Origin of the sequence: Caldimonas taiwanensis NBRC 104434, from assembly GCF_001592165.1 — a bacterium.
Lineage (GTDB): Bacteria > Pseudomonadota > Gammaproteobacteria > Burkholderiales > Burkholderiaceae_C > Caldimonas > Caldimonas manganoxidans.
In genome coordinates this window covers 119341-131419 of record NZ_BCWK01000004.1, presented here as the reverse complement: position 1 = coordinate 131419, position 12079 = coordinate 119341, and the positions used below count along the sequence as shown (strand labels likewise).

The following is a 12079-nucleotide window of genomic DNA, read 5'->3' as shown; positions in this document are numbered from 1 at the left end:
AGCCGGGCGTGCGACCGTGTGCCGGCCCAGCGCCCGATGGGGCGCGCCTTCCGCGCTTATTGGGCCACCCAGCCGCCGTCCATGTTCCAGGCCACGCCGCGGACGTTGTCGGCCGCCGCGGAGCACAGGAAGACGGCCAGCGCTCCCAATTGCTCGGGCGTGGTGAATTGCAGCGAAGGCTGCTTTTCTCCCAGCAGTTCCCGCTGGGCCTGCTCCACGGGGATGCCGCCTTGGGCGGCGCGGGCATCGATCTGCTTCTGCACCAAGGGGGTCAGCACCCAGCCGGGACAAATCGCATTGACCGTCACGCCAGTGGTGGCCGTCTCCAGCGCCACGGCTTTGGTGAAGCCCACGAGCCCGTGCTTGGAGGCCACATAGGCCGACTTTTGTGCCGAGGCCACCAAGCCATGGGTCGAGGCCACGTTGATCACGCGGCCCCAGTTGCGCTGCTTCATGTGCGGCAAGGCCAGCCGGGTGGTGTGAAATGCCGAGCTGAGGTTGATCGCGATGATGGCATCCCACTTCTCGGGCGGGAAGTCCTCCACTGCAGCCACGTGCTGGATGCCGGCATTGTTGACCAGGATGTCCACGCCGCCGAAATCCTTTTGGGCGTAGGCCATCATCTCGGCGATCTGCGCTGGCTGGCTCATGTCGGCCCCGTGATAGCCCACCCGCACACCGGTCTTTTCCACCGCGGCCTTCGCACCTTCGACGTCGCCGAAACCATTGAGTATCACGTCGGCGCCTTCACGTGCCAAAGCCAAGGCCACGCCCAAGCCGATGCCGCTGGTCGAACCCGTGACCAGGGCGGTCTTGCCTTTCAACATACAGAGTCCTCTTTGCTAAGGTTCAGGGAGAATCGGCGACAAGCGCTTGGATTATCAGAGAGGAATGCCCCGATGACGCAGCCACGCCTTGATTTCGTGCAATGTCTGGACCCTCACGGACTGCACCGCATGGCCTACTGGGAGTGGGGCGACCCGTCCAACGGCCGGGTGCTGGTGTGCGTGCATGGGCTGTCACGCCAGGGCCGCGACTTCGATGTGCTGGCGCAAGCGATGTGCGACCACTATCGCGTGGTGTGTCCCGATGTCGTGGGCCGCGGGCGTTCGGACTGGCTCGACGACCCGATGGGCTACCAGATTCCGACCTATGTGGCCGACATGGTGACTTTGCTGGCGCGCCTGCGCGCCGAGACGGTGGACTGGGTCGGCACCTCGATGGGCGGGCTCATCGGATTGGGCTTGGCCTCGCTGAAGGGCTCGCCAGTGCGCTCCTTGGTGCTCAACGACGTGGGCCCCACGATCGAGCCGGCGGCGCTGGCGCGCATTGGCAGCTACGTGGGGCAGGTCCCACGTTTCGAGACGGTGGAGGCCGCTGCCGACTACTTTCTGTCCATCTCCGAAGGCTTTGGCCCGCACACGCGCGAGCAGTGGCTGGCCCTGACGCGCCCCATGTTGCGCCGGATCGAAGATGAGCAGGGCGTGGGCTACATCCCGCATTACGACCCGAAGATCGCGGTGCCATTCCATGCCGCCACCCCGGAGATGGCCGCCGCGGCACAGGCCATGCTGTGGCAGCGCTATGACAGCCTGCGCACGCGCACGCTGGTGCTGCGCGGTGCGCAGTCGGACTTGTTGACGCGCCAGACGGCCCAGGCCATGGCCGAGCGCGGGCCGCGGGCCAAAGTGGTGGAGTTCGAGGGCGTGGGCCATGCGCCCACGCTGGTGGACCCGGCTCAAGTGGCCGTGGTCCGGGAGTTTCTGACCTCAGCATGAAGACCATGTCTCAGGACGCGGCCGAGCATGCCGCGCCCATCGTGCAACTGGCCGGCGAGATGGATGCGCCGTCTGCGGCCGCCGTGCCGCGTGGGGCTGACGCGGCCGAAGCCCTGGCCCAGGAAGTGGCGCGCTTGGAGCGCGCGCGCGCCTTTGCCGAGCCCCTGCTGGCCGGCCAAAGGCTCGACACGGGCGAGGACGCGCTGGACCATGCCCATGGTGTGGCCTCGATCCTGCGGGCCATCGGGGCTTCGCCATCGCTGCAGGCCGCGGTGTACCTCGTCTACGTGAGCGAATACCTCAACAAGCCCGAGGAGGTGATCGGCAAGGCTTTTGGCCCGTCTTACGCGAGCTTGGTGGCCGCCACGCGCAAGTTGGTGCAGATCCAGCGCAACGCCCGCGATGCCTTGGTCGATGAGGACATGCGAGCCGAGCAGACCGAGCGTGTGCGCAAGATGCTGTTGGCGTTCTCGCGCGATCTGCGCGTGGTGCTGGTGCGCTTGGCCTCGCGATTGCAGACCTTGCGCTATTACGCGCAATCCAAGCGCGAATGTCCGCTGGTGCTCGCGCGCGAATCGCTGCACGTGTTCGCGCCCCTGGCCAATCGGCTGGGCATCTGGCAGATCAAATGGGAGCTCGAGGATCTGTCGTTCCGATTCCTCGAGCCCGACCAGTACAAGGCCATTGCCCGCCAGCTCGACGAAAAGCGCATCGAGCGTGAGCAGGTGGTCGAGCAGGCGCGTCGGCGCTTGAGCGCCCAGCTGCGCGAGCACGGTATCGACGCGCAAGTGCAGGGTCGGCCCAAGCACATCTACAGCATCTGGAAGAAGATGCGGGGCAAGCAGCTCGATTTCGACCATGTCTACGATCTGCGCGCCTTGCGTGTCATCGTGCGCAGCGTGCCCGACTGCTACGCCGTGCTCAGTCTGGTTCATGAGCTGTACCGTCCGCTGCCCGAGGAGTTCGACGACTACATCGCCAAGCCCAAAGCCAATGGGTATCAGTCGCTGCACACCGTGGTCTATGACGATCAGGGGCGCAGTCTGGAGATTCAAATCCGCACCCAGGCCATGCACGAGCATGCCGAGCATGGCGTGGCTGCCCATTGGGCCTACAAAGAGGCCGGCACTCGTGGGTACGCGGGGGTCAGCGCGGCAGGCGATTTCGAAGCCCAGGTGGCCGAAGCCCGCAAGGCCGTGCTGCGCCAACTGCTGGCCTGGGAACGCGATTTCGTCGGTCAGGCGGCCGAGACTTCCGGCGCCGTCTTCGACGATCGCATCTACGTGTTCACGCCCCAAGCGGCCATCGTGGAGCTGCCGGCTGGTGCCACGCCGGTGGACTTTGCCTACACCGTGCACACCGACTTGGGCCACCGCTGCCGGGGAGCCCGGGTCGATGGCGTGATGGTGCCGTTGAACACGCCGCTGCAAAGCGGTCAGACCGTGGAAGTCTTCACGGCCAAAGAAGGCGGCCCCTCGATGGATTGGCTCAACCCTGAGCTGGGCTATTTGCGCAGCGCACGGGCCAAGGCCAAAGTGCGCGCCTGGTTCAATGCGCTGGCGCAACAACAAACCATCGCCCGCGGACGCGAGCTGGTGGAGAAGCTCCTCCAACGGGAGGGGCGCACCGCAATGAAGCTCGAGGACCTGGCCACGCAACTGGGCTTTCGCAACGCCGAGGCCTTGTTCGATGTGGTCGGTAAAGACGAGTACTCGCTGCGCCACATCGAGAACCTGCTGCGTCCATCCGAGCCAGGGCCCACCGCCGACGATCAGATCGCTTTGCGCAAGCCCCGCAGTGCATCCAGCAGCAGCAAGGGCGGGGTGCTCGTCGTGGGCGTGGAGTCTTTGCTGACCACGCTGGCGCGCTGCTGCAAGCCCGCGCCGCCCGATGCGATCGGAGGCTATGTCACCAAGGGCAAGGGGGTGGCGGTGCATCGGGCCGACTGCTCGACCTTTCGGCAGATTGCCGGCCGCCACCCAGAGCGGGTGATCGCCGTGGCCTGGGGGCAACCCACGGGTGACAAGATTCCCGTCTATCCCGTGGATGTCACGGTCGAAGCCGTCGATCGTCAGGGCTTGCTGCGCGACATCTCCGAGGTGTTCGCCAAGGAGAAGATGAACGTGATCGGCGTCAATACGCAAACCGTGCGCGGCACCGCATGGATGACCTTCACCGTGGAGGTGGCCGATTCCGCACGTCTGAACCAGGTGCTGGGCGCGGTGGCGCAGGTCCAAGGGGTGCGGCGAGCCCGACGACGCTGAACCTGCCGAAAAACATGCTATAGTATCGAGCTTCTTAGGCGCGTAGCTCAGCTGGTTAGAGCACCACCTTGACATGGTGGGGGTCGTTGGTTCGAGTCCAATCGCGCCTACCAAACACGCAAAGCCCCGCAGAGTGATTCCTGCGGGGCTTTTTCATTGGGCCGCTTTCATTGCGCCGCCCATGGCCGCAAAGCGTGGCGAGTTGCGCACACAGGCGTGCATACCGTGGGGAAACCCCCTTGCGGTTCTCACAGGGTGGCCCCCTAGAATGAATTTTGCAGTGCACTGTCGTGCACCTGTTCGGTAGTTGGAGACCCTCATGGCACAGGCCAAACGTGGCGCCTCGCCTTCGGCAAGTGGTGGCGCAGCCCCGCAGTTGCGCACGCTCAAGAAATACCCCAACCGTCGCCTGTATGACACGGCCACCAGCAGCTACATCACGCTGGCCGATGTGAAAAAAATGGTCTTGGCCGGGGAAGATTTCATCGTGCGCGATGCCAAGACCAACGAGGACCTCACCCGCAGCATCCTGCTGCAAATCATCCTGGAGGAAGAGTCCGGCGGCGTGCCCATGTTTTCGACTCACATGCTGGCCGACATCATCCGTGTCTACGGCAACGCGATGCAGGGCATGATGGGGGCCTATCTCGAAAAGAGCATCGAAGCCTTCGTCAACATGCAAAAGCGCTTTGCCGAACAGTCGCGCGGCATGGTCGAAGGCAAGGGCTTTTCGCCGGAGATGTGGACACAGTTCATGAGCGTGCAAGCGCCCATGGTGCAAGGGCTGATGAACAGCTATCTCGAGCAGTCCAAGACGCTCTTTGAGCAGCTGCAAGCCCAAATGCAAAAGCAGGCCGAAACGCTGATGCCGCCGGGGTTCCCCGGCTTCGGTCCCCCCAAGCGCTGAGGCCGCGGGCCCGGGGCGGGCGGATCGGCGAAAATTCGCCCATGACGCAAGACTCGCCGGCGGTGGCTGCCACCGCCTCTCCCCCCAAAATTGGTTTCGTCAGCCTGGGTTGCCCCAAGGCGCTGACGGACTCCGAGCTCATCCTCACCCAACTGCGCGCCGAAGGCTACGAGACCTCCAAAACCTTTCAGGGCGCCGATCTGGTGATCGTCAACACCTGTGGCTTCATCGATGAGGCGGTCAAGGAAAGCCTCGACACCATCGGCGAGGCTTTGGCCGAAAACGGCAAGGTCATCGTCACGGGGTGCCTGGGCGCCCGCGCCGGGCAGGGCGGCGGCAACCTGGTGCAAGAAGTGCATCCCAAGGTGCTGGCCGTCACCGGGCCGCATGCCACCCAGGAGGTCTTGGATGCCGTGCACCGGCACGTGCCCAAGCCCCACGACCCCTTCGTCGATCTGGTGCCGCCCACCGGCATCAAGCTCACCCCCCGACATTACGCTTACCTCAAGATCAGCGAAGGCTGCAATCACCGTTGTACCTTCTGCATCATCCCCAGCATGCGTGGCGATTTGGTCTCGCGGCCCATCGGCGACGTGCTCAACGAGGCGCGGCGACTGTTCGAGGCTGGGGTGAAGGAACTGTTGGTGATCAGCCAGGACACCAGCGCTTACGGTGTGGACCTGAAGTACCGCACGGGTTTCTGGGACGGCAAACCCCTGCGTACTCGCATGCTCGAACTCGTGCAGGCGCTGGGCGATCTGGCCGCCGAGCATGGTGCCTGGGTGCGGCTGCACTATGTCTATCCCTACCCCCATGTGGACGACATCGTGCCGCTGATGGCCGAAGGCCGCATCCTGCCGTATCTTGACGTGCCCTTCCAACATGCGCACCCGGATGTGCTCAAGCGCATGAAACGTCCGGCCAGCGGGGAAAAGAACCTCGAACGCATCCGACGTTGGCGCGAAATCTGCCCCGAGATCGTCATCCGCTCGACCTTCATCGCGGGCTTCCCAGGCGAGACCGAGGCCGAGTTCGAATACTTGCTGGACTTCATGCGCGAGGCGCAGATCGACCGAGCCGGCTGCTTTGCTTATTCTCCGGTCGATGGCGCCGCGGCCAATGAGCTGCCCGGCGCCGTGCCCGATGCCGTGCGCCAGGAGCGGCGCGCCCGCTTCATGGCCGTGGCCGAGGCCGTGTCCACCGCCAAGTTGCAACAGCGCGTGGGTGCCACCATGCAAGTGCTGGTGGACGCTGCCCCGGCGTTGGGTCGCAAGGGCGGGGTGGGGCGCAGCTATGCCGATGCGCCCGAGATCGATGGCACGGTGCGGTTGCTGCCGCCACAAAAGGCTTCACGCACGCTGAAGGTTGGCGAGTTCACGCAGGCCCTGATCGTCGGCACGCAGGGGCATGACCTGATTGGCCAGCCCCTCTGAACAGATGTTGCGGCTAAGGTTGGGGGGCCATGAAAATCCTTCTGCTGACCCACCCTCTGTCGGCCGAGCCCTATGTCGAAGCTTTGCGTCGCTTGCGGCCACACGATGAGTTGACGGTCTGGTCACGTGAGCAGCCGGCGTCCCAATGGGCCGATGCCGACGTGGTGCTTGGCTGGCGGTTTCCCGCCGGCGTGGCCGAGGCGATGTCTCGTCTGCGCTGGGTCTGTTCCGTGGCCGCCGGCGTGGAGAAGCTGCTGGTGCCCGAGTTGCCCGCCAGCGTGCCCGTGTCACGCATCATCGACCCCGACCAGGCTTTGGGCATCGCTCAATACGTCACGGCCATGGCTTTGCGTTACGCGCGTGAGCTGCCGCGCTACGAGCAGCAGCAACGTGAACGCCTGTGGGTGCGGCACCCGATGGCCGCGGCCCGCCACCGTGTCTGTGTGCTGGGGCAGGGGGCGACCGGACAGGCCATCTCGCGCATGCTCGGCGCTTGCGGTTTCGTGGTGGACGGATGGCGACGCAGCCAAGGGCGTCCCCTGCACGAGGCCTTGCGCGAGGCCCGGATCGTCGTGTGCGCCTTGCCCTTGACCCCACAGACGAGCGGCCTGATCGACCGGGCGGCGCTGGCGGTCATGCCTCGCGGAGCAGCCTTCATCAACATCGCCCGTGGCGCCCATGTGGTCGAGGAGGATCTGCTGGCCGCACTGCGCAGTGGGCATCTGGCCTTTGCGGCGCTGGACGTGCAGGTGCACGAACCCTTGCCGCCGGACTCCCCCCTTTGGGATGCGCCGAATCTGATCATCACGCCGCACATCGCGGCGCAATCGTCGGTGGACACCATCGTCGCCCAGTTCATCGAAGGGTTGGAAGCGCTCGAAACCGGCCACCCTTTGCCTCGCCTGGTGGATCGTCAACTCGGATACTGATCTTTGCCCATGACTCAGCGTACCCCTCGCCGCAGCACCGAGCTCATCCACCATCCGTATCGGCCGCCGTCGGAGTTCGATGCGACCATGCCCGGCGTGTTCAAGGCCTCGTCGGTGTTCTTTCCGAATGTGGCGGCCTTGCGCCGGCGGCGCTGGGACGACAAGAGCGCTTACACCTATGGCCTGCATGGCACACCGACCACCTTCATGCTCGAAGAGCGCCTGGCCACGCTGGAGGGCGCTCGTCATGTGTTGCTGGCCCCCAGTGGCTTGTCGGCCATCACCACGGTGGACATGGCGCTGCTGCGCCAAGGCGACGTGGTGGTGCTGCCGGACAACGTCTATGGACCGAGCCTGAATTTCGCCCAGCACGAGCTCGCACATTGGGGCATTGGACACCGGCTGTACGACCCGATGGATGCCTCATCGCTGGCGGCCGTGCTGTCTGACGAAGTCAAACTGGTCTGGCTGGAGGCGCCGGGCTCGGTGACCTTGGAGTTTCCTGACCTGCGTGCTCTGGTGCGCTTGGTGCGAGAGCGTGCGCCACAAGCCGTGGTGGCCCTGGACAACACCTGGGGCGCGGGGCTGGCTTTCGCGCCATTCGAGTTGGGCGAGGGGCTGGGCGTGGACCTCACGGTGCATGCCTTGACCAAATACCCCTCGGGCGGGGGAGATGTGTTGATGGGCTCGATTGCCTGCCGCGACGCCGGTCTGTATCAGAACCTGGCCTGGGCCCACAGCCGCCTGGGTCTGGGCGTGGGCGCCAATGACGTGGAAGCCGTGCTGCGCTCGTTGCCCACGCTGGAGTTGCGCTATCACGCCCAGGATCGCGCGGCACGGCGTATCGCGCAATGGTGCTGCGAGCAACCCGAGTTCGTGCGCGTGCTGCATCCGGCCATGCCGGGCTCACCAGGGCACGAGCATTGGCAGTCACTGTGTTCGGCGGCCGCTGGGCTGTTGACCGTGGAGCTCGACCCCCGATTCACACCGGCGCAGGGGGATGCCTTCGTCGATGCGCTCAGAGTGTTTCGCATCGGCTGGTCCTGGGGAGGGCCGGTAAGTTTGGCCGTGCCCTATCGGGCCGAAAGCATGCGCCGTTTGCCAACGCCTTACCAAGGCACGCTGGTGCGTCTGTGCATCGGATTGGAGGCGGTGGATGACCTCATCGCCGACCTGGCGCAGGCCAAGGACACGGCCTTTGGCGCTCGCTGAGACCTTCGGTTTCTCCAGGCGCCCCTGTTGGCAGAAGGTCCGCTGCGCCGCGCGCTCAATCTCAATCCTTCGCACGTGATGAGACTTTGTGTCTCATCAAGCGTCCCTTTTCACGTTCCCAGTCGCGTTTTTTTTCGGCTTCACGCTTGTCGTGCAATTGCTTGCCCTTGGCCAGCGCGATCTCGACCTTCACCAAGCCGCCTTTGTAGTGCAGATCGAGCGGCACCAGGGTATAGCCTTTTTGTTCCACCTTGCCGATGAGGCGCCGGATCTGATCCTTGTGCATCAGCAGTTTCTTGGTGCGATCGGCCTCGGGGCGCACGTGGGTGGAGGCCGTGCGCAGGGCATTGATGCGGCAGCCGATCAGGTAGAGCTCGCCATCCTTGATGACGACGTAGCCATCGGTGAGCTGCACTTGGCCGGCGCGAATGGCCTTGACTTCCCAGCCGGACAATACGATGCCTGCCTCGAATCGTTCTTCGATGTGATAGTTGAAGCGTGCTTTGCGGTTTTCGACGATCGACATGACAGGTTCGGTGGGGTCTGCGCGGCTCACTACAATCCCGGCATTGTATGAAGCACGTCAAGAAGTCCGTTCTGCTGTGGTACTCGCCGCGCGAGATGTACGAGCTCGTCACCGGCGTGGCACAGTATCCGGCCTTCTTGCCCTGGTGCGAAAAGGCAGAGATCCTGTCCGAAACCGAGCATGAGATGACAGCGCGTCTGACGCTGCGCTACGCCGGTTTGCATCATGCCTTTACCACACGCAACACCCACCAGGCCCCCGAACTGGTGGTGGTCGAACTGGTGGACGGCCCGTTTTCGGAACTGGCCGGGGAATGGCGCTTTCTGCCCTTGGGCAGTGGGCCGTCTGGGCCGCCAGCGTGCAAGGTGGAGCTCGACTTGCGTTACGCATTTTCCAGCACGGCGCTGCAGGCCTTGGTCAGCCCGGTGTTCGACCGCATCGCCAATACGCTCGTGGACTCTTTCGTGCGGCGTGCTGAGCAAGTCTATGGGGCACGTTGAGATGAAGGTCGAGGTGGTCTATGCCCCGGCGCCTCACTGCGTGGATCGGGTGAGTTTGGACTTGCCCGAAGGGGCGACCGTGCGACACGCCCTGCAAGCCAGTGGCATCCTGCAGCGTCACCAAGGGCTGTTGGACGCCGGCGGCCACCGGGTGGGCATCTGGGGGCGCTTGGCGGGGCTGGACGATGCCTTGCGCGAGCGTGATCGGGTGGAAATCTACCGTCCGCTCAAGGTCGATCCGAAAGAGGCGCGACGGCTGCGATACCGCCAACAAGCGCCGTCGGGGCGGCGGCGTCGCCCCGCACGCTGATCAATCACAGTTGGCGGCGATGAGCTCGCGGGTGCGAGCGACTTCGGCAGCGCGAGCCTCATCACCGAGGAACTCCCGTTCGCCTTTCGCATTGGTGCGGGTGAGGCGCACCCCACTTTCCAGTGTTTGCAGGTAATTGCGAGCCCGCGTGCAGTTCTCGGCGCGCACTTGGGCCATGCGTTCTTTCTCTGCGCGCGCTTTGGCTTCGCGCTCTTGTTCCTCTTGGCGCCGACGGGCTTCGAGATCCTTGTCCACGCCAAGCGCCGAGGCGGCTGCTGCCGGCGCGGGGGCCGCTTCGGCAGGAGGGGGGGCGATGCTGCGCGGCCCGGAGGGGCGCTGCAGGATGTCGCGATCAGGCACCGATGCCGGTGGCGGACGGTCGCTGTACTGCACCTTGCCACTGCTGTCCTTCCACTTCCACTGAGCCCACACCGGCCCAGCCGACGCCAGCATCAACGCCAGCGCCACACCAGCCCACCGCATGCAAGTCGTGGATTTCGTGGATTTTTCCATGTCGGCAAGTGTATCCCTGGGCCGCGCCAGCGACGTGGCCAACGCGGCCTTTGAACCCCAGTTCGTGGCGTATCGCACACATTGAGGCAGCTCGCGCGGCTCACGCCCGGGGCGCCCAGGGACCAAGGGGGGTTCCGTATAATTTCATTTTGCGTCTGGAGTTCTCCTCATGCGCCTCCTCGGTAAAGCGCTCACCTTCGACGACGTGTTGCTGGTGCCGGCGTTCTCCCAAGTCCTGCCACGTGACACCTCGCTGGCCACCCGCCTGACCCGTCACATTTCCCTGAATCTGCCCTTGGTGTCCGCTGCCATGGACACGGTCACCGAATCGCGCTTGGCCATTGCCATTGCCCAGGAAGGTGGCTGCGGCATCATCCACAAGAACCTCTCTGCGCGTGAGCAGGCCGCCGAGGTGGCCAAGGTCAAGCGCTATGAATCGGGCGTGCTGCGCGACCCGATCACCATCTCGCCGGGCACCACGGTGCGCGAGGTCAAGGCCTTGTCCGATCAGCACGGCATCTCTGGCTTTCCAGTGCTCGAGGGCAAGACCGTGGTGGGCATCGTCACCGGGCGTGACCTGCGGTTCGAAACCCGCATGGACGTGCCAGTGCGCGAGATCATGACCCCGCGCGAGCGGCTCGTCACCGTCAAAGAGGGGGCCTCACTCGAAGAAGCCAAGGCCCTGATGCACAAGCACAAGCTCGAACGTGTGCTGGTGGTCAACGATGCGTTCGAGCTGCGCGGTCTGATGACCGTCAAGGACATCACCAAGCAAACCAATTTCCCGAACGCTGCGCGCGACTCCCAAGGGAAGTTGCGCGTGGGGGCAGCCGTGGGCGTGGGAGAGGGCACGGAAGAGCGCGTGGAACTGCTGGTCAAGGCCGGGGTGGATGTCATCGTGGTCGACACCGCGCATGGCCATAGCGCCGGCGTGATCGAGCGCGTGCGCTGGGTCAAGAAAAATTACCCCGATGTGGACGTCATCGGCGGCAACATTGCCACCGGCGCGGCCGCGCTGGCCCTGGTGGAAGCTGGGGCCGATGCCGTCAAAGTCGGCATCGGTCCGGGGTCCATTTGCACCACCCGCATCGTGGCAGGCGTGGGCGTGCCTCAAATCACCGCGATCGACAATGTGGCCACCGCGCTGCGGGGCACGGGCGTGCCCATCATTGCCGATGGTGGCATCCGATACTCGGGCGACATTGCCAAGGCGATCGCCGCCGGCGCCAGCTCGGTCATGATGGGCGGCATGTTTGCCGGCACCGAAGAGGCGCCTGGCGAAGTCATCCTCTACCAAGGCCGCAGCTACAAGAGCTACCGCGGCATGGGCTCCATCGGTGCGATGAAGGCCGGCTCGGCCGACCGCTACTTCCAGGAAAACGACGAAACCACCAACCCCAATGCCGACAAGCTCGTGCCCGAGGGCATCGAAGGGCGAGTGCCTTACAAGGGGTCGGTGGTGGCCATCATCTATCAAATGGCTGGCGGCCTGCGCGCGGCGATGGGCTATTGCGGCTGCGCCACCATCCCCGAAATGCACAGCAAGGCCGAGTTCGTCGAGATCACCGCGGCCGGCATGCGCGAAAGCCATGTCCACGACGTACAGATCACCAAGGAAGCCCCGAACTACCGGGTCGAATGATCGGTGACCCAGGCATAGACAGGCAGCACTCGGTGCTGCCTTTTTTCCTTCTCAGAACAGGCGCC

Annotated in this window: 12 protein-coding genes and 1 tRNA gene; 10 read left to right on the top strand and 3 right to left on the bottom strand. The window is 64.7% G+C overall.

All coding sequences use genetic code 11. The features are described 5' to 3' along the window. Positions 1–56: 56 nt before the first annotated feature. Positions 57–827, bottom strand: coding sequence for a 3-hydroxybutyrate dehydrogenase (locus tag CTA01S_RS05125; RefSeq protein WP_062192940.1), 771 nt, complete (start codon positions 825–827; stop codon positions 57–59). 72 nt (positions 828–899) lie between these two features. On the opposite strand from CTA01S_RS05125, the gene CTA01S_RS05120 reads away from it, so the two are divergent. The 7 genes from CTA01S_RS05120 to CTA01S_RS05090 all read left to right on the top strand — a co-directional run bounded on the left by CTA01S_RS05120 (position 900) and on the right by CTA01S_RS05090 (position 8523). Further along, the gene (locus CTA01S_RS05120) at positions 900–1778 is read left to right on the top strand and encodes an alpha/beta fold hydrolase (protein WP_019562124.1); all 879 of its coding nucleotides are present in this window, start codon (positions 900–902) and stop codon (positions 1776–1778) included. Then, a complete protein-coding gene (locus CTA01S_RS05115) occupies positions 1775–4042 on the top strand; it encodes a RelA/SpoT family protein (protein WP_084362304.1) in 2268 nt (755 codons plus the stop codon). Before CTA01S_RS05120 ends, CTA01S_RS05115 begins: the two co-directional genes overlap by 4 nt. A 36-nt stretch (positions 4043–4078) precedes the next feature. Next, positions 4079–4155: transfer RNA gene (locus CTA01S_RS05110), tRNA-Val, on the top strand. 206 nt (positions 4156–4361) lie between these two features. After that, on the top strand, positions 4362–4949 hold the full coding sequence (phaR, locus tag CTA01S_RS05105) for a polyhydroxyalkanoate synthesis repressor PhaR (RefSeq protein WP_019562122.1): 588 nt from the start codon (positions 4362–4364) through the stop codon (positions 4947–4949). A 41-nt stretch (positions 4950–4990) separates the two neighbouring features. Then, entirely contained in the window at positions 4991–6382 is a 1392-nt protein-coding gene (gene rimO / locus CTA01S_RS05100; RefSeq protein ID WP_019562121.1) for a 30S ribosomal protein S12 methylthiotransferase RimO, read from the top strand. A gap of 29 nt (positions 6383–6411) precedes the next feature. Then, positions 6412–7311 carry an NAD(P)-dependent oxidoreductase gene (locus tag CTA01S_RS05095; protein WP_062192931.1) on the top strand — a complete coding sequence of 300 codons (900 nt, stop codon included), beginning with the start codon at positions 6412–6414 and terminating at the stop codon, positions 7309–7311. A gap of 9 nt (positions 7312–7320) precedes the next feature. After that, positions 7321–8523, top strand: coding sequence for a trans-sulfuration enzyme family protein (locus CTA01S_RS05090; protein ID WP_062192927.1), 1203 nt, complete (start codon positions 7321–7323; stop codon positions 8521–8523). A gap of 61 nt (positions 8524–8584) precedes the next feature. On the opposite strand, the gene smpB is transcribed toward CTA01S_RS05090, so the two are convergent. Beyond that, positions 8585–9049, bottom strand: coding sequence for an SsrA-binding protein SmpB (gene smpB / locus CTA01S_RS05085; RefSeq protein WP_019562118.1), 465 nt, complete (start codon positions 9047–9049; stop codon positions 8585–8587). Between the two features lie 47 nt (positions 9050–9096). Here smpB and CTA01S_RS05080 point away from each other — a divergent pair, with 47 nt between their 5' ends. Next, entirely contained in the window at positions 9097–9549 is a 453-nt protein-coding gene (locus CTA01S_RS05080) for a type II toxin-antitoxin system RatA family toxin (protein ID WP_019562117.1), read from the top strand. After that, entirely contained in the window at positions 9536–9859 is a 324-nt protein-coding gene (locus tag CTA01S_RS05075) for an RnfH family protein (protein WP_019562116.1), read from the top strand. The genes CTA01S_RS05080 and CTA01S_RS05075 overlap by 14 nt, the downstream gene beginning before the upstream one ends. On the opposite strand, the gene CTA01S_RS05070 is transcribed toward CTA01S_RS05075, so the two are convergent. Then, the gene (locus tag CTA01S_RS05070; protein ID WP_157451301.1) at positions 9860–10342 is read right to left on the bottom strand and encodes a DUF4124 domain-containing protein; all 483 of its coding nucleotides are present in this window, start codon (positions 10340–10342) and stop codon (positions 9860–9862) included. A gap of 199 nt (positions 10343–10541) precedes the next feature. On the opposite strand from CTA01S_RS05070, the gene guaB reads away from it, so the two are divergent. Then, positions 10542–12014: an IMP dehydrogenase gene (guaB, locus tag CTA01S_RS05065; protein WP_062192917.1), complete on the top strand. Its 1473-nt coding sequence runs from the start codon at positions 10542–10544 to the stop codon at positions 12012–12014. Positions 12015–12079: the final 65 nt, after the last annotated feature.